Genomic DNA, 17,042 nt, shown 5'->3' with positions numbered 1-17,042 from the left:
TCCCGAGAGGGCGTCGAATCCACGACGAAGACGCGGGCGGGATGCCCGCACCAGGAGAGAACATGCGCACCCGGACCTTCCTCGCCGTCGCCGCCGCCACCCTGTTCGCAGGCTCCGCCCTCGCCGCCGACCTGCCGCCGAGCGCGGGCTCGTACGACGACGTGAACTACGGCGAGACCACGCACACCACCCTCACCACCAGCGGCACCGGCGGCGCCGGCGCCGTCGCCGCGGGCCCGGGCTACGACGACACCCGGTACCCGTCGCAGGCGCCGGCGCGCGAGCGCGTCGTCCGCCCCGAGGCGGCGCGGATGGCCTGCGCCTGCACGCGCTGAACCCGATCCGATCCGAGGAGGACACGCCCATGAAGCTCCGTCACTCGATCCCGCTCACCGCTGCGCTCGCGCTCGGCGCCGGCGCCGCCCGCGCCGCGCAGGCGCCCACCAGCACCGACGAGGCACGCGAGGCGGTGCGCGCCTCGGTCTCGCGCACCGACGTCACCGCCCGCATGTACCGCCACGCGGCGGAGATGATGAAGGGCAGCGATCACCAGGCCGCGTGGGACGCGACCCGCTCCGGCGACGACGGCGAGAGGATGGCCGCGCGCGCAGGGAAGCACGTGGAGGAGATGATGAAGGGGCTCGACCACCAGGCGGCCTGGGACGCGACCGACGCCTGGTGGCGGGCCGCGGCCCGCTGAGCGCGCCCTCGCGGCGCCGGCCGGCTCGATGCGCCGCTGCCCATCGACGGCCGGCGCGCAGCGCGGCTCCTGAGAGGGGGCGCGGCGCCGGGCAGCCCACGCCCGGCGCGTGCGCTGCTCGGGCTCGGGAGCGCTACGCGGCGCGCTCCCCGGCGTCCGCCCCCGGGCGGAAGTCCTCGGTGGTGCCGGGCTCGACGAAGTCCTCGGGCCGGGTGTCCTCGAGCCGCAGGTGCTCGTACTCCGCGAGGACGGCCTTCGCGCGATCCAGGCTCCGCGCGAAGAACGGCCCGGCGTCCTCGCCGGCGTGGCGCTCGGCGAGGTAGAGCGACGTCAGCCGCGCCACCGCGTCCGCGACGCGCCGCGCCGGAACCTTGGCGGCGAGCCGGCCGAAGGTGGCCCCGCCCGCGTCCACCTGGCCGCCGAGCAGCACGAAGTACTGCGGGACCGCGCGGCCCCCCAGCCTGCGCGCGCTGCCCTGCAGGCCGATGGCGGCGAGGTGGTGCTGGCTGCAGCCGTTCGGGCAGCCGGACATCGCGACGGGCAGCGGCACCGCCCCGGCCCCGGGGACCGCGCGCCGCACCGCTTCCTCGATCAGCCGCGCGAGCGCGCGGGTCCGCGTCACCGCGAGCCGGCACACGTCGGCGCCCGGGCACGCGACCACGTCGGCCGCGGTCCCGGCGCCGTCGCGCCCCAGGCCGGCGGCGGCGAGCCGGGCGTGCAGCGCCGGCACGTCCTCCTCGCGGACCCAGCGGAGGAGCACGTGCCCGCCGCTGGTGAAGCGCGCCGCGCCGTCGCCATACGCCTCGGCCAGCGCGGCGAGCGCCTCGAGCTGCGCCGCGGTCGCGTCGCCCTGCGCGAGCGAGGCGGCGACGATCGCATACCCGGCCTGCCGCTGCGGGAGCACGTTGGTGGCCCGGAACGCCGCGAGCGCACCCGGGGCGGGCTCGGTGACGATCCGGAGCGGCGGCGGCTCGCCGGGCCCGCCGAGCCGGGCGCCGCGCACGCGCGCGGCGAGGTCGGCGGCGGCCGGCGCCGGCGGGCGCGCGGCGGCGGGCGCGACCTCGACCGGCGGCCGCTCGGGGTCGAACGGCAGCGCCGGGGAGCCCTCGGCCCGCACCTGCTCCAGCTCCGCCAGCACGAGCGCGCGGAACGGCTCGAAGCCGAGCGCGCGGAGCAGGAACTTGAGCCGGTTGCGGTGGCGGTTCGCGCGGTCGCCGCGCGCGTGGAACACGCGGATCACCGCCTCGCCCAGCGCGAGGACGTCCGCCGCGGGCAGGAACTCCACGAGCGGCGCGCCGGCGGTGCACGCCGACGAGGTCCCGCCGGCCACGGTCACCGCGAAGCCGCGGACACGGTCGCGCAGGCGGGCGCGGAAGCCGAGGTCCTGGATGGCGGTCGCGACGTGGTCGCGGGCGCAGCCCTCGAACGCCACCTTGAACTTGCGCGGCAGCGCGTCGCCGAGGGGGTGGCGCAGGAAGTGGCGGGTGAACGCCTCCGCGTACGGGGTCACGTCGAAGACCTCGTCCGGCGAGACGCCGGCGCGCGGGCAGGCGAGCACGTTGCGCACCGTGTTGCCGCCGGCGCCGGAGGTCGTGATGCCGGCCTCGGCGAGGCGCCGCATGGCCGGCTCGAGGTCGGCGGGGCGCACGTAGTTGAGCTGGAAGTTCTGGCGGGTGGTGACGTGCCCGAAGCCGCGCGACCAGCGGCTCGCGACCTCGGCCAGGGCGCGGAGCTGCGCGCCGGAGACCGCGCCCTGCGGCAGCTTGATGCGCAGCATGTGGACGCCGTCCTGGCGCTGTCCGTACGCGCCGCGGGCGACGCGGTAGGCGCGCCAGGCCTCCGCGTCCAGCTCGCCGCGCTCGAAGCGGCCCAGCGTGTCGAGGAAGTCGGAGATCTCGGCGTCGTCGGCGAAGGAGGGGCGGTCGCGCTCGGCGGGCGGCGGCGTGGCGGTCACGGGCGTATCCTTTCAGGCCGGCCGCGCGTCGGCGCGGGCGGCGGGTTGCGGTGCGGTGGAGACGGCGGAGCGGAGGGAGAGGGCGGCGACGGCCCCGACGACGAGCGTGCCGGGGAGGTGGGCGCGGTCCGGCGGGAGCGCGAGGCCGGCCAGGTCGGCGAGGCGGCCGCGCCAGGTGTGGGCGTGCTGGCCCGACGCGCCCAGGACGAGCGCCGCGGGCGTGTCCGCGGCCCAGCCGCGGGCGCGGAGCCGCGCGGCGATGCCGGCGCGCTCGCCCACGCCCATGAGCACCACCAGCGAGAGCGTGCCCGGCGCGAGGCCGTCGAGCACCGGGCCGTACGACGCCTCGGCGTGCCCGGCCACCACCGCGAACGCGGTCGCCGTCCCGCGGTGCGTCACCGGGATGCCCGCGAGCGCCGGCGCGGCGACCGCGGACGAGACGCCGGGGACCACCTCGAACGGCACGCCCGCCGCGGCGAGCGCCAGCGCCTCCTCGCCCCCGCGGCCGAACACGAACGGATCGCCGCACTTCAGCCGGACCACGCGCTTGCCGGCGCGGGCCGACCGCACCAGCAGCCGCTCGATGGCGCGCTGCGAGACGCTCGGGCGCCCGGCGCGCTTGCCCACGTGGAAGCGGTGGGCCGAGGGCGCGAGCGCGAGCACCGCGGGATCGACCAGCGCGTCGTACAGGACCACGTCGGCGGTCCGGAGCCGCTCGGCGCCGCGGCGGGTGAGCAGGCCCGCGTCGCCGGGGCCGGCGCCGACCAGCGACACCAGGCCGGGCGGCACGGGCGCCTCGGGCGGCTCGCCGTGGAGCGCGTTCAGCGTCCGGAGCAGGCGCCCGCGACGCGCCGCGAGCGGGACGCGCGCGGCCTTCCAGTCCGGCCGCTCCGCCGCGGCGGCGTCCACCCAGCCGGCCACCTCGGGCGGGAGCAGCGCCTCCACCGCCTCCCGGAGCAGGCCGGCGAGCGCGGGGGCGCGCCCGCCGGTGGAGATGGCGACGGTGGCGTCGCCGCGGCGGACCACGCCCGCGGTGTAGGCGGTGGCGTGCTCCGGATCGTCCACCGCGTTCACCAGGACGCGGCGCGCCTCGGCGGCGCGGGCAACGTCCCGGTTCACCTCCGGCGTCGCCGCCGCCACGGCGAACCAGGCCCCGTCGAGATCGCCGCCGCGGAACGGCCGCCGGACGAGCTCCGTCGCGAGCGCGGCGACCTCCTCGCGGATCTCCGGGGCGACCACCTTCACGCGCGCGCCGGCCTCGGCGAGCTGGCGCACGCGGAGCGCCGCCATGGCCCCGCCGCCCACCACCACCACGTCCCGGCCGGCGAGCTTCACGAACAGCGGCACGAGCGGCGCGGTCACAGCACCCCCCAGCGGCGGACGTACTCCAGGAAGACGCGGTACTCCCGGTCGGCGAAGCCGAGCGCGCGCAGCCGCCGCTTGGCGTCGTGCGCCTCCACCTCGCTCGATTCGCCGACCAGGCGCCGGCGCCCCGCGTGGACGGTGAACCCGAGCTGCGCGAGCGCGCGGCCCAGCTCCGCGGCGCGGGGCGCCCCGGCGTCCACGGTGATGCGGGTGACGTGGTGGACCATGTCGCGCCTCACCGCACCGCGAGCCAGTAGGCGTCGAACACGTGGGTGGACAGCCAGTAGCCGAGCGGGACGTTCACGAGCACGCCCACCGCGAACGCCGCGAACGGGCGCCAGCCGAACCGGGTCAGCTCCCGGAACCGGGTGGTGAAGCCGATGGACAGGAACGTCCAGGTGAACGCCCAGCCGCGCAGGTTCTTGAGCGGCGCGATCGCCTCCTTCGCGAAGCGGGTGCCGGCGCTGGAGTCCACCGAGGCGAGGATCACCGTCACCGCCAGCGACGCGGCCAGGAAGCCGAGGATGAACTTCGGGAAGCGCCGCCAGAGCTCGCCCGTCCCGACCTTCTCCGGCGCGCCGGCGCGCTCGCGATCCCAGCGGGTCACCGAGAGGAACGCCACCACCAGCGCCCAGACGCCCACGAACATGTCGCGGCCCACCACCTTCATGAGCGTGAAGGTCTTCACCGCGCGCTCGTCGCCCAGCGCCGAGGCGGCGGCGAACCCGGCCGCGTCGGCGAACTCGGAGGTGCCGATCCAGGCGCCGGCCACCCCGGGCGCGAGCCCGAGCGCCCGGCAGGCGAACGGCAGCGCGAAGATCATCGCCACCGCCCACAGGATGACCAACGAGATGGCGACCGAGACGTGGGACTTCTCCGCCCGGCACGCGCCCCCGATGGCGATCGCGGCCGACACGCCGCAGATCGAGCCGCCGGCGCCGAGCGTGGCCGCGAAGCGCGGATCGAGCCCGAACAGGCGCGTGGCGGCGAGGTGGATGGCGAGGAAGGTGGTGACCGCGACCAGGGTGGCCTGGGCGATGGCGAGCGGGCCGGCCTCCAGGATGATGGTGAACGGCAGCGTGGCGCCCATCAGCACGATGCCGACCTTCACGTAGAACTCGGTGCGGAGCGCCGACTGGAACCAGGCGGGCAGCGTCACCGCGTTGCCGAGCAGCATCCCCGCCCCGAGCGCCAGCAGCGGCGTCTCGAGCTGCCACTGCTTCAGCAGGGCGTTCGAGCCGAGCGCGGTCACCACGATCGAGAACGCGAACAGGAGCGCGAACCCGGCCGCGTACCGGGCGACGTCCCAGCCGATCACGAGGGACGCCACGGAGAACGCCGCCAGGAACGTCGCGAACAGCGCCAGCGGCGCGAGCGGGTTCGCGCCGACGGCGCCCAGGAGCTTGCCGCCGTCGGACCAGGTCGGGAACGAGAGCGCGGTGGCCGAGACGGCGCGCGCGCCGCCCAGGAAGAACGCGGTGGTGACCGCGAGGACCAGCCCGAGCGCGATCAGGATCGCCCAGGTGTCCTCGCGACGGTGCCAGGGGAGGGCTGCGGTGACGGCCTTCGACATGGAGATCTCCATCGGGCGCGGCAAGGGCCGCGCCGGGGCTGAGGCGGGAAGCAGAGGAGAGGGGGGAGGCGCTCGCCGGCGCTCAGCCGCGCATTCGCGCGGGAGGCGCCGGCCGGCGACAGGTGCACCGCACCTGCCGTGCGCGCGCGTCGATCCGGGGAGCGGGGGAGCGCATGGTGACGGCATCTTGGATGACGGACGGTAATCCTGTCAAGCGGACAACGGAGGATCGTCCGGTTTGACGGATGAACCGGAGAGAACGGCGCGAGCCCGGCGCTGGCCGGGCTCGCGGGGCGGCGTTCCAGGCTCCGCTCGCCCCGAGCGTGTCGAGGGGCGGGCGGAGGTTCAGGCGATCACGGGATCAGAGCGACTTCAGGTACTCCACCAGATCCTGGCGCTGCGCCGGCGTGAGGCCGAGGCCGAGGTGCTGGTCGTAGTGGTCCACGACGTCACCCAGCGTGGCGAAGCGGCCGTCGTGGTAGTAGCCGCCCTTCGCGTGCGCCCACAGGCCGCGCAGCGGCGTGGTCCGGTAGCGCCCCTCGGGACCCCGGTTCGCCTGGAAGTCGTCGATCCCGATCTCGGCCGGCGTGTGCAGGTTCCAGCCGGGCTCCGTGAAGATCGGGGGGACGTGGCAGGTCGCGCACTTCGCCGCGCCGGCGAAGAGCGCGCCGCCGCGGGCGGCCGCCGCCGGGTCGAAGCTGCCCTCGGGCGGCGTGGGCGCGTCGAGCGAGAGCTGGTAGGCGTGGAGCGCGGGCAGCTTCGGCGTGACGAGATCCGGCTGGCCCTCGGGCGGCCGCACGTGCCCGAAGCCGTTGCGCGCGGCGATCGGGTACTTCGTCGCGTCGTCGAGGCGCGGGTCGAAGAACGTGCCCTGGCCGTGCATCTCGAGGTTCGCGACGAACGCGTTCCAGTAGGTGACCTGGCCCCAGCCCGTGAACGTGTGCAGGTTCACGCCGGCCAGGCCGAACGCCGGCGGGATGAGCGTTGCCGCGGTCTTGCCGTCCGGTCGGAAGCCCTTCCCGTCGAGGAACACGGTCGCGTCGAACTTGCCCGGTCCCCATGCCTCGATCACCGAGCGCAGCGTCGGGACGTCCACGCCGAGCAGGTCCGCGACGGGCTGGAGGTTCGGCGACAGCCCGACGATGGCGCCGACGTTCAGGTCGCGGTTGGGCCAGCCGTCGAGCCGGTGGCCGACGCCGGGCGCGAGCGCGTCGTCCACGGTGGAGTGGCAGAGCGCGCAGGTGATGCCCACCGAGCGGAGCGCGCCGTCCTCGATCTTCGCCTTCACGCCGACCACCGCGTCGCGCGCGAGCAGGTCCAGCGTGACGCCGGGATCGTCGAGGTTCACCTGGCCAGCGCGGAGCGCGTCCACCGTGGCGGCGGGCAGCGCGTCGAGGTCCACCTTCAGGCCGGCGCCGAGCGCCTGGAGCGGCGTCAGCGTGGCGATGGGCTCGTGCAGGCGCAGCACGCCGCTCCAGAACGCCTCGTCGCCGAAGGTGTCGTAGCGGAACACCTGCCGGCCCTCCGCGATGGCCGACCTCGGGCCGCCCCTCGGCGTCGCGAGCGCCGCCGTGGCGAGGGTGAAGGTGACGACGGTCGCGCCCAGCAGCCAGGCGGCCGTTCCTGCGTTCACGCGTCGAGGCATCTCGCTCCTCCGGTTCCGGTCCGTGGATCCGATGCGCGGGCGAGGCGGCGCGTTTCGGCGGGCTTCATCCGGGCCGTTCGACGCGCCCGGTGTCGCACGGGGGCGGCGCCGGGTGTCGGAACCCGGGATGACCGCGAACGCACTGCGTGGAGCCGCCGGGGTGGCGCTCGCCCTGGCGCTGGCCGCCGCCGGGCCGGCGCGCGCCGGGGAGACCGCGAAGGAGACCGGGGACGAGGCGCCGCGCCACGCGCCCGCCGGGCCTCGCCCGAACCTGGAGCCGACGCAGCCGCCGGATCTCGACTTCGACCTCCTGGGGCGGCCCGCGAAGCAGGCCGATCCCCGCATCCAGCGCCAGCTCGAGCGGCGCCGCCGGATGCTGACGCTGCACCCCGCCATCGGCCTGGCGACCTGGGCGGCGCTGGCCGCCACCACGGTGGTCGGCCAGCTGGACTTCGACGACCGCTTCCGCGGCGGGGGCGACACCGGCCGCTACCACGCCTGGCACCGCGGGCTCGCCTACGGCACGAGCGCCCTGTTCCTCTCGACCGCGCTCCTCGGCGTGCTCGCCCCGAAGCCGCTCGCGGAGCCGGTCCGGCTCGACACCGCGCTCCTGCACAAGATCGCCATGGGCGCGGCCACGGCCGGCATGGTCACGCAGATCGTGCTCGGCATCGTGGCGCGGCGGCGGGCGGGGAGCCTCTCCGAGCGCGACCTGGCGGCGGTGCACCAGGGCGTGGGCTACGCGACGCTCGGCGCGATGACGATCGGGGTGACGGTGCTGCTGTTCTGAGCGGGCGGGCCGATCCGCGGCGCCGGTCAGCCGCGCTTCTCGATCAGCACCGACGTCTGCGCCGAGCCCCTGGGCAGGCCGCTGATGGCGCGGAGCTGGCGCACGGCGTCGTCGCCCTTCTCGAGCTTCTTCGCGGCGGCGTCCTTCAGCGCCGGCCACGGCACCGGCGCCTTGGTGCACACCGCGAAGATGCGCGCCGGGCCGGCCCGCCCGTCGAGGACGGCGGTGGTGGGCAGCGCATGCGGCTCGGCCGGGTGGATGAGCTCCTCGGAGGCCTTGTCGCCCTTCGGCGGATAGAGCCGCGCGATGTTCCCGCTGGGATCGACCGAGAGGATCCACAGGCAGCAGGGCGAGCTGGGGTGGACCTCGAAGCGGAGGGCGGCCGACGCGGGGACCGGCTCGCCGTCGGCCACCGGGGCGGCGCGCGCGGCGTCCTTCACGAACACCGACAGCTCCACCGTGGGCGCCGGGCGCAGGCGCACGAGGAGGAACAGGGCGGCCGCGGCGGCCGCGGCGAGCGGGACGGCGAACCGCAGCCAGCGCAGGCGCGGCGCGGGCCGGGGGCCCGGCGCGCCCCGCACCGGCGCGCTCCGCACGGACGCGAGCACCGCGTCCACGGTCGCCGGGTACACCTCGCGCGCGAACGCCTCGCCCTGGGCGCGCATCTCGGCGAGGCGCTCCTGGCACGCCGGGCAGGCGGTCACGTGCGCCGCGTCCGCGCCGTCGGGCGCGAGCAGCAGGCCCTCCAGCCTCAGGTCGGACGGGCAGGCCGTCATCCCTCACCTCGGGCCAGGTACTCGCGCGCGGACTCGACGAAGCGGTCGAGCCGCCGGCTCACCGTGCGCCGGGAGATCCCGAGCGCCCGCGCCAGCTCCTCGTGCTCCATCCCGTCCACGAACACCCCCACCGCGACCGCCTGCGTCACCTCGTCGAACCGGGACAGCACCCGCTGCGCCACCAGGCGCTGCGGCTCGGCGGCCGTCCCCGCCGCCGCGTGCGCCGGGGCCAGCTCCAGCGGCCGCTCGCCGTGGCGCCGCGCGTTGCGCAGCAGGTTGAGGCAGTGGTTGGTGGCCACGCGGTAGATCCAGTGGAGCACCGCCTCCGGCTCGGTCGAGGTGGTCCAGTGTCGCAGGAGCTGCACGAACACGTCCTGCGTCGCGTCGCGGGCCAGCTCGCGATCCCGGAGCAGACGCAGGCAGCGACGGTAGACGACCGGGCCGTAGGTCCGGTACAGCCGGGCAGCCGCCTCCTCGTCCATCGCCACCGCACGTTCCTAACGACACCCGCGGAGCGGCGCGTGGGTCTCGCTGCGGCGGGCCCAACGGGGGTACGCGTACCTCGGGTGCGAGGTGTCCCCGGCCGCCGACGCCGGGTGTCTGGACGGCATGATCGCCGCGCTCGCCGTCTCGCTGGTCGCCGCACTCGCCCGCTCGGCCTCGCCCGTCGAGGCCACCCCGCGCACGTTCGCCGTCGGCCCGGCCAGCACGCTGGCGTACCGGCTCGTCCACAAGTTCCACGAGGTGAACGGGCTCTCCCGCGCGGTGGAGGGGAGGGCGCGCCTCCTGCCGGACGGGACGGTGCAGGTGATGGTCCGCGCGCCGCTCGACTCCTTCCATTCGGGCAACTCGAACCGCGACGCGCACATGCTCGAGGTCACCGGCGCGGCGCGGCAGCCGTACGTCGTCTTCAAGGGCGTCGGCCACCTCGAGCCGCCGGACCGGTACCCGGCGGACCTGCGGATCGCGCTGCGCGGCGAGCTGACGCTCAAGTCGCCGCGGCCGGTCGAGGTGGCGGCTGCCGTGCACTTCGACGCGCCCGACCGCGCCCGGGTCGAGGCGACCTTCCCGGTGAGCCTGGACGCGCACCAGGTGGAGCGGCCCGAGCTGCTGTTCGTGAAGGTGGACGACCGCGTGGACGTGGACGCGCGGCTCGAGCTCGAGGGCGAGCCATGAGCGTCACCCGCCGTCAATTCCTCGTCCGCGCCCTCGCCGGTGGCGCGGGGGCCGCCGCCGCCGCGGCGCTGCCCGCCTGCGCGCCCGACACCGCTCCCGCCCCGCTGGTGGACGTCGCGGCGCCGGTGAACGGGCGGCTCACGCTCGCGCTGTCGCGCTACCCGGCGCTCGCGCGGCCCGGGGGCGCCGTGCGGGCCCGCGCGCCGGGGCTCGCCGACCCGGTGCTCGTGGTCCACGCGGCCGACGGCACCTTCGCGGCCATGTCGAGCACCTGCACGCACCAGGGCTGCCCGGTGGGCTTCGAGGGCGGCGAGGTGGTCTGCCCGTGCCACGCCTCCACGTTCGACCTGCAGGGCCGCGTGACGCGCCCGCCCGCCGTGCAGGGGCTCACGGCCTACGCCGCGTTCCACGACCCGGCGCTCGACGAGGTGGCGGTGGATCTCGTCGCGGGAGACCCGGGGTTCCCGCGCTGGAGCGAGGGCGCGGTGGTGTTCCCGCTCGCCGACTTCCCCCAGCTCGCGGCCGCGGGAGGCTCGGTGGTCGGGCGCCCGGGCGGCGCGCCGCGCCCGCTCGCGCTCCTGGTGGTGGCGCTCGCCGGCGGCGCGCACGTCGCGCTGGACGCGATCTGCACGCACCTCGGCTGCACGGTGGGCTGGGACGCGGGGCGCGGCCAGGTGATCTGCCCGTGCCACGACTCGCGCTACGCGCTCGACGGCACCGTGCAGCAGGGCCCGGCCACCCGCGCGCTCGGAACGTACGACGTCACCGCCGATGCCCTGGCGGTGACGGTGCACGTCCCGGCGTGAGGCCTGCGCCTCAGGGGCCGGACAGCGGCACGAGGATGTCCCCGGGGGCGCCGCGCGCGCCCTGGTGCACGTGCGCCGAGGTCGGGCCGGTGAGGCCGCCCGCGATCACGAACCCGCCCACCTCGCCGCCGCCGCCGTCGTCGAGCGCGAGCAGCCCGGCCCCGAGCCCGGCCGAGGTCACCGGCGGCGTCTCCTGCGCGCCGTCGAGCGAGGCGATGCGGATCGGGCCGCCGCGCTCGAGCTGGCCGCGGATCTCGCCGGCCGGGTTCGCGGTGGTGTGCACGTTGTAGTAGAGGCCGCCCGCGTCGAAGGCCGTCCGCTGCTCGGCGGTGAGCGGGTCGGCGTCGTCGCGCACCACCCACAGCCCGGGCCGGCCGAACAGCGGGACGATGACGCCGCCGGAGGCGCCCCGCGCGGCCTGGTGGACGTGCGCGGCGGACTCGGCGGTGAGCTTCCGGGAGATGACGAAGCCGCCCGGCCGGCCCGTGGCGTCGTCCACCACGAGCAGGCCCGCGCCGAAGCCGCCCGAGGTGGTGGCCGGGACCTCCTGCGCGCCGTCGAGCGCCGCCAGGCGCGCCGTGCCGCCGTGGTCGAGCTGGCCGCGGATCTCGCCGCCGGCGTGGGCGGGGGTGTGGACGTTCACGAACAGCGTGCCCGCCTCGAACGCATCGCGCTGGGCCGCGGTGAGCGGCGCCGCGTCGTCCGGCACCACCCAGACCTCGGGGCCGCCGGCCAGCGGGACGATGATCCCGCCCGGCGCGCCGCGCGCGCCGAGGTGCACGTGGGCGGCGTTCGCGGTGGGGACCCCCGAGGTCACCACCACGCCGCGCATGCGGAGCGTGCCGGGGTCCACGGTGAACGCCGCGGCGCCGAACGCGTTGGTGATCACCGGCGGCGTCTCCTGGGCGCCGTCCAGCGTGGCGACGCGCAGCGCGCCGCCCAGGTCGAGCTGGCCGCGGAGCTCGCCGCCGGCGTGGGCGGCGGTGTGCGCGTTGTAGAACAGCTCACCTGCCGTGAATGCGGCCTGGCCGGCGGCGCTCAGCGCCGGCGCCGACTCGGGGACCACCCACAGCGCCGCGGCGCCCGGCTCGCCGCCGCCCCCTCCCCCCCCGCCACCTCCCCCACCGTCGCCGTAGCCGCCGCCTCCCCCTCCGCCGCCTCCGCCTCCGTAACCCCCGCCCCCGCAGGCGGCGAGCAGGAGCGAGGCGAGCAGCGCAGCGTGCGACGGCGATCGAAGCAACACGTGTCCCATGGTTCGAGTCCTCCCTGGCGCGAGATCGGCCGCCCGGAGTGACACCGGACCTTCGCGAGGGGTGACGCACCGCCTTGGGGCGGCGGGCGCGCGGACTAGGGAGCGCCGAGCGCGCTGCGGAAGGCGCCGGTCAGGCGGCGGGCGAGGTCACAGCCGCGCGAGCCAGGGGGTCACCGCAGCCGCAGGATGCGGACCGCGCCGGCGAGCACCAGCAGCGCCACCGCCGTCCCGATGACCAGGTCGGGCAGCCGCGAGCCGGTCCACGCGACCAGCGCGCCGGCGGCGATGACGCCCAGGTTCGCGAGCACGTCGTTCGTCGAGAAGATCCAGCTCGCCTTCATGTGCGCGCCGCCGTGGCGGTGGCGGGCGACGAGGAGCAGGCATGCGACGTTGGCGGCGAGCGCCAGGGCCGAGACGCCGATCATGGCCGGCGGCTCCGGCGCGCTGCCCCCGACCAGCCGCCGCGCGACGTCGGCGAACACCCCGGCGGCCAGCGCCGCCTGGAGCACGCCCGAGACGTGCGCGGCCCGCAGCTGGGCCCGCGCGGCGCGGCCGACCGCCCAGAGGCTCAGGCCGTACACGAGCGCGTCCGCCAGCATGTCGAGCGAGTCGGCGATGAGGCCGGTGGACTCGGCCAGCCAGCCCGCCACCGCCTCGACGAGGAACATCGCCGCGTTGACGGCGAGGAGCAGCCGCAGCGTCCGCGCCTCCGCCCCTGCGTCCGGCGCAGCTGCGACGGCGCCGGCGGGCTCGCCGGCGTGCGCGGCGGAGGACGCCACCTCGGCGCCCAGCCCGAGCGGCTGCAGCCGGGCCAGCAGGGACCCAGGATCGCCGGCGTGGAGCACGGTGAGCGTCCGGGCCTGCAGATCGAAGCGGAGCTCGGCGATGCCGCCGGCGCCCTCGAGCGCCAGGCGGATCATCCGCTCCTCGGAGGGGCAGTCCATCCTCGGCACCGCGAACACGGTGCGGGTCGTCGCGGTCGCCGCCATGTCGCGGCGCAGTATAGACGGACCGCGGCGGCGCGGGGCCGCCGCGCGGTCACGCCGGCAGCGACGCGAGCGCGCGGTCGAGATCGCCGAGCAGGTCCTCGGGCTCCTCGATCCCGATGGAGAGCCGGATCACGGAGTCGGTGATGCCCGCCCGCTGCCGCGCCTCCGGCGTCATCGACGCGTGCGTCATGGAGGCAGGGTGCGCCACCAGGCTCTCCACGCCGCCCAGCGACTCGGCCAGGGTGAACCAGCGCAGCGTGCGCAGCACGTGGTCCACGCGATCCGGGCGGCCGTCGCGGAGCTCGAAGCTGAGCATGGCGCCGAAGCCGCGCTGCTGCGCGCGGGCCAGCGCGTGCTGCGGGTGCGAGGCGAGGCCGGGGTAGTGGACGCGCGCGACCTCCGGGTGCCCGGCCAGGAACGCGGCCACGCGCCGCGCGCCGGCCTCGTGCGCCTTCACGCGGAGCGCCAGCGTCTTCAGCCCGCGAAGCACCAGGAACGCGTCGTGCGGGCCCTGCGAGGTGCCGAGCAGGTTGTTCATCGACTGGATGCGCTGCAGGAGCGCGGTGCGGTCGCGCGGGGCGACGACGGCGCCGCCGACCACGTCGCTGTGGCCGTTCAGGTACTTGGTGGTGGAGTGCACCACCAGGTCGGCGCCGTGCTCGAACGGGCGCTGGAGCGCGGGCGAGAGGAACGTGTTGTCCACCACCACGAGCGCGCCGCGCCGGTGCGCCAGCTCGGTCACCGCGCGGATGTCGGTGAGGCGGAGCAGCGGGTTCGACGGCGTCTCGATCCAGACCATCCCGGTGTTCGGGCGCAGCGCGCGCTCGACCGCGCCGAGGTCGGCGAGGTCGAGGTAGGTGACCTCCAGCCCGTAGGCCTGCCGCGCGTGCTCGAGCGTCCGGAACGTGCCCCCGTAGCAGTCCACGGTACAGAGCAGGTGGCTGCCGTGCGGGAGCAGGTTGAGCGCCACCAGCACCGCGGCCATGCCGGTGGTGGTGCAGGTCGCGCCGGCGCCGCCCTCCAGCGTGGCGATGGCCTCCTCCAGCGCGGCGCGCGTCGGGTTGCCGCTGCGCGTGTAGTCGTAGCCGGCGTTGGTGCACACGTCGCGGAACGCGAACGTGGAGGACTGGTAGATGGGCGGCATCACCGCGCCGTAGGCCGGGTCGGGCTGCACGCCCGCGTGGACGCACTGCGTGGCCAGCCCCGCGCCCGGGACGAGCGGCGCGCGCTCCGTCCAGCCGGCCCGGGCCGGCGTGCCGGGCGGCACGATGGTGAAGTGGTAGGCCGGGTTTCCGGGCACGTTGGAGTCGAGGTGGACGTCTTCGGTCATGGCGGCTCCTGGGGCCGGGGGCGGGCGCGGCCGGGCCGACGTTCCTACCAGAAGCGGCGTCCGTTTCATAGGACGAGCATCCGTTATATGCGGGTTGTGTCGATGAGTGAGCGCGGGCAGGCCCTTGGAGCGTCCGTCATGGCGGACTATACGTACAGCTCAGGCGGCCCGGCGCTCCGCCGCGACCGCGCCGCGCGCCCGCGCGAGCATCACCGCGTAGGTCGCGCCGAGCGCCGCGAGGCAGGCGAGCCCGAGCGCCACGTAGCGGCCGGAGAGCGCGGACGCGCTCCAGCGGTGCACCTGCATGAGCGTGCTCGCGTCGGAGAGACCGACGCCCTCGATCTCGCCGAGCGGGAGCTCCCCGGGATCCCTCCAGGCGCGGACCCAGCCGTGGAGGGCGTCCACCAGCGCCGCCGCGCCGATGACGAGGAAGCCCCACCGCAGCGAGCCGCGGCCGAGCGGCCCCTCGGGATCCGCCCAGATCGTCGCGACGAGGGCCGCGCCGATCACCATGCAGCCCGCGTCGCCGCCGAACGTGATCAGCGCCCGGGCGGTCGTCGCCGGCAGCAGCGTGCAGACGAGCTGCACGCCGAGCCCGGCCGCGCCGGCGGCGAGGATCGCCCGGCGCCCCGAGCGCCAGCCTCGCCAGGCGAGCGCGGCGAGCGCGCCGGAGACCGCGATCACCACCAGCGGGAGCCGCCCCGACGAGATCGGCGTCCGCCACGGGCCGGGGAATGCGCCGTGGCCGCACAGCCAGGCCGTCACCGCGTGCCCGAGCTCGTGGATCCACATGGACAGGAAGGTACGGAGCAGCGCATGGCCGGGTCCGCTCGAGACCAGCGCGAGGGCGAGGAGCAGCGCCGCCGGCGGCGCGACGGCCCGGATCCACAGCTCGCGGCGGGCGCCGTCCAGCTCGCCGGACCAGCGCGCCCGCGCCGGCATCCCGAGCGCGAGCCCCGCCGCGCCCGGATCGGGCAGCGAGGTCCCGGGCCCCGACGGCGCGGGCGACGGCGCCGCCCGCGCCCGGGCCTTCGCATAGATCACCCCGCACCGCGGGCACTCCGGCCCGGACGCGCGCGGCGCGCCGCAGCGGGGGCAGGCGCAGCCGGGACCGTTCGCCATCGCGCCACTCTACCGGAGCGGGGGGCGCGCTGGCGACGCGTTCGCCGGTCAGGCGGTGAACCCTCCGTCGATGCCGAGCGAGACGCCGGTGACGAACGCGCTCTCGTCCGAGGCGAGGTACGCCACCAGCCCGGCCACGTCGTCGCCCGTCCCGTACCGCGGCAGCGCCATCATCGGCAGGACGGTGGAGGCGAGCGGCCCGCTGGCCGGGTTCATGTCGGTGTCGATCGGGCCCGGCGACACCAGCGTCACGCTGATGCCGCGCGGGCCCAGATCGCGCGCCAGGCCCTTGGTCAGGCCGACGAGCGCGGCCTTGCTGGCCGCGTACGCGGAGATGCCCGCGAACGGGACCCGCTCGTCGTGGGCGCTGCCGATGGTGATGATGCGCCCGCCGGCGCGCAGGTGGCGAGCGGCCGCGCGCGCGCCCGCGAACACCGATCGGAGGTTGGTCGCGACGATCCGATCGAAGTCCTCCAGGGTGGTCTCCTCGACGGGCTTGAGCGTCGCCACGCCTGCGTTGCTCACGAGGAAGTCGAGGCGCCCGTGCTCGGCGGCGACCTCGTCCACGATCCGCTCGACCGCCACCGGGTCGGCGCTGTCCACGCGGTACGCGCGCGCGCGGCCGCCCGCGCGCTCCACCGCCTCCGCGAGGCTGCGGGCGGGCCCCTCCGAGCTGACGTAGGTGAACGCGACCATCGCGCCCTCCCGCGCCAGCCGCCGCACGATGGCGGCCCCGATCCCACGGCTGCCCCCGGTCACCAGCGCCACCTTGCCCTTCAGGTTTTCCATGGCTGCTCCGTTCTGTGTTGAGCGACACAGAAAGCCTACGGGCCTTGCCAGCGAGGTGCCCATCTTTCTATGCTGTACGACACAGAAAGGGGTCCGGCATGGCCACGCGCGGGCGGCCCCGCTCGTTCGACCGGGGTGAGGCGCTGCGGAAGGCGGTGGAGGTGTTCTGGGATCGCGGCTACGACGGCGCGTCCATGGCGGACCTCACCCGCGCGATGGGGATCAACTCGCCCAGCCTCTACGCGGCGTTCGGGAGCAAGGCGGCGCTGTTCCGGGAGGTGGTGGACCTGTACGTGGCCACCGAGGGCGCGAGCGGCCGGCGCGCGCTCGACGAGGGCACCGCGCGGGAGGCGATCCGCGGGATGCTTCGCTCGACGGCGGAGGGGCTCACGGCCGCGGGGAAGCCACACGGCTGCATGATCGTGCTGGGCAGATGCCAGGCCGGTGCACCGGACGCCGGCGACGGGCCGGAGCTGGACGCGCTGCTGCGGGCGCGCCGGGGCCGGACGCTCGAGGACCTTCGCGGGCGGCTCCGCCGTGCGGTCGATGAGGGTGACCTGCCGCCCGGGGCGGACGTGGAGGGGCTCACCGCGTTCTACGCGACCGTGCTGCAGGGCATGTCGCTGCGGGCGCGCGACGGCGCCTCCCGCGCCGAGCTCCTCGGCATTGCGGAGTCCGCCATGGCCGGGTGGGACGCGCTGCTGCGCCCGCGGACGGCGGGCCGCGGCGTCGCCCGCGGACGGAGCAAGCACGAGGCTCGCTGAGCCCCGCCCGC

General features: G+C 76.4%; 18 protein-coding genes. 6 read left to right on the top strand and 12 right to left on the bottom strand.

All coding sequences use genetic code 11. The annotated features are described in order from the left end of the window. The first annotated feature begins 62 nt into the window (after positions 1-62). Both ADEH_RS16320 and ADEH_RS16315 read left to right on the top strand, forming a co-directional pair. Complete coding sequence (locus ADEH_RS16320) at positions 63-335, top strand: hypothetical protein (RefSeq protein WP_011422208.1); 273 nt, start codon at positions 63-65, stop codon at positions 333-335. Positions 336-364: 29 nt separating this feature from the next. After that, complete coding sequence (locus ADEH_RS16315; RefSeq protein ID WP_011422207.1) at positions 365-700, top strand: hypothetical protein; 336 nt, start codon at positions 365-367, stop codon at positions 698-700. 133 nt (positions 701-833) lie between these two features. On the opposite strand, the gene ADEH_RS16310 is transcribed toward ADEH_RS16315, so the two are convergent. From ADEH_RS16310 to ADEH_RS16290, 5 genes are all read right to left on the bottom strand, one after another. After that, a complete protein-coding gene (locus tag ADEH_RS16310; protein ID WP_011422206.1) occupies positions 834-2,654 on the bottom strand; it encodes a nitrite/sulfite reductase in 1,821 nt (606 codons plus the stop codon). A gap of 12 nt (positions 2,655-2,666) precedes the next feature. Next, positions 2,667-4,016 carry a uroporphyrinogen-III C-methyltransferase gene (gene cobA / locus ADEH_RS16305; protein WP_011422205.1) on the bottom strand — a complete coding sequence of 450 codons (1,350 nt, stop codon included), beginning with the start codon at positions 4,014-4,016 and terminating at the stop codon, positions 2,667-2,669. After that, positions 4,013-4,246, bottom strand: a complete 234-nt coding sequence (locus tag ADEH_RS16300) for a hypothetical protein (protein WP_011422204.1) — start codon at positions 4,244-4,246, stop codon at positions 4,013-4,015. Before ADEH_RS16300 ends, cobA begins: the two co-directional genes overlap by 4 nt. Positions 4,247-4,254: 8 nt before the next feature. Further along, positions 4,255-5,592: a YeiH family protein gene (locus ADEH_RS16295; protein ID WP_011422203.1), complete on the bottom strand. Its 1,338-nt coding sequence runs from the start codon at positions 5,590-5,592 to the stop codon at positions 4,255-4,257. Between the two features lie 361 nt (positions 5,593-5,953). After that, positions 5,954-7,225 (bottom strand): c-type cytochrome, encoded by a 1,272-nt coding sequence (locus tag ADEH_RS16290; protein ID WP_232287305.1) that lies wholly within the window; start codon positions 7,223-7,225, stop codon positions 5,954-5,956. 139 nt (positions 7,226-7,364) lie between these two features. On the opposite strand from ADEH_RS16290, the gene ADEH_RS16285 reads away from it, so the two are divergent. Next, positions 7,365-8,027, top strand: a complete 663-nt coding sequence (locus ADEH_RS16285) for a hypothetical protein (protein ID WP_011422201.1) — start codon at positions 7,365-7,367, stop codon at positions 8,025-8,027. Between the two features lie 26 nt (positions 8,028-8,053). Here the strand turns inward: ADEH_RS16285 and ADEH_RS16280 are convergent, their stop codons facing one another. Further along, a complete protein-coding gene (locus tag ADEH_RS16280; protein WP_011422200.1) occupies positions 8,054-8,803 on the bottom strand; it encodes a DUF4384 domain-containing protein in 750 nt (249 codons plus the stop codon). Further along, positions 8,800-9,285, bottom strand: coding sequence for an RNA polymerase sigma factor (locus tag ADEH_RS16275; protein ID WP_041453923.1), 486 nt, complete (start codon positions 9,283-9,285; stop codon positions 8,800-8,802). The genes ADEH_RS16280 and ADEH_RS16275 overlap by 4 nt, the downstream gene beginning before the upstream one ends. Before the next feature lie 91 nt (positions 9,286-9,376). Here ADEH_RS16275 and ADEH_RS16270 point away from each other — a divergent pair, with 91 nt between their 5' ends. Then, a complete protein-coding gene (locus ADEH_RS16270; protein WP_011422198.1) occupies positions 9,377-9,979 on the top strand; it encodes a YceI family protein in 603 nt (200 codons plus the stop codon). Next, the gene (locus tag ADEH_RS16265) at positions 9,976-10,785 is read left to right on the top strand and encodes a Rieske 2Fe-2S domain-containing protein (protein WP_011422197.1); all 810 of its coding nucleotides are present in this window, start codon (positions 9,976-9,978) and stop codon (positions 10,783-10,785) included. Before ADEH_RS16270 ends, ADEH_RS16265 begins: the two co-directional genes overlap by 4 nt. Positions 10,786-10,795: 10 nt before the next feature. On the opposite strand, the gene ADEH_RS16260 is transcribed toward ADEH_RS16265, so the two are convergent. The 5 genes from ADEH_RS16260 to ADEH_RS16240 all read right to left on the bottom strand — a co-directional run bounded on the left by ADEH_RS16260 (position 10,796) and on the right by ADEH_RS16240 (position 16,267). Beyond that, positions 10,796-12,037 (bottom strand): CHRD domain-containing protein, encoded by a 1,242-nt coding sequence (locus ADEH_RS16260; RefSeq protein ID WP_011422196.1) that lies wholly within the window; start codon positions 12,035-12,037, stop codon positions 10,796-10,798. Positions 12,038-12,207: 170 nt separating this feature from the next. Continuing rightward, positions 12,208-13,026 (bottom strand): cation transporter, encoded by an 819-nt coding sequence (locus tag ADEH_RS16255; RefSeq protein WP_011422195.1) that lies wholly within the window; start codon positions 13,024-13,026, stop codon positions 12,208-12,210. 49 nt (positions 13,027-13,075) lie between these two features. Continuing rightward, positions 13,076-14,356, bottom strand: coding sequence for a trans-sulfuration enzyme family protein (locus tag ADEH_RS16250; RefSeq protein ID WP_011422194.1), 1,281 nt, complete (start codon positions 14,354-14,356; stop codon positions 13,076-13,078). A 159-nt stretch (positions 14,357-14,515) separates the two neighbouring features. Then, positions 14,516-15,478 (bottom strand): hypothetical protein, encoded by a 963-nt coding sequence (locus ADEH_RS16245; RefSeq protein WP_011422193.1) that lies wholly within the window; start codon positions 15,476-15,478, stop codon positions 14,516-14,518. A 48-nt stretch (positions 15,479-15,526) separates the two neighbouring features. Further along, positions 15,527-16,267, bottom strand: a complete 741-nt coding sequence (locus ADEH_RS16240; protein ID WP_011422192.1) for a 3-oxoacyl-ACP reductase family protein — start codon at positions 16,265-16,267, stop codon at positions 15,527-15,529. A 98-nt stretch (positions 16,268-16,365) separates the two neighbouring features. Between ADEH_RS16240 and ADEH_RS16235 the strand changes: the two genes are divergently transcribed. Continuing rightward, positions 16,366-17,031, top strand: a complete 666-nt coding sequence (locus ADEH_RS16235) for a TetR/AcrR family transcriptional regulator (RefSeq protein ID WP_011422191.1) — start codon at positions 16,366-16,368, stop codon at positions 17,029-17,031. Positions 17,032-17,042 lie beyond the last annotated feature (11 nt).

This window comes from Anaeromyxobacter dehalogenans 2CP-C (genome assembly GCF_000013385.1).
Lineage (GTDB): Bacteria > Myxococcota > Myxococcia > Myxococcales > Anaeromyxobacteraceae > Anaeromyxobacter > Anaeromyxobacter dehalogenans_B.
This window is presented reverse-complemented; position numbering and strand designations above follow the sequence as displayed.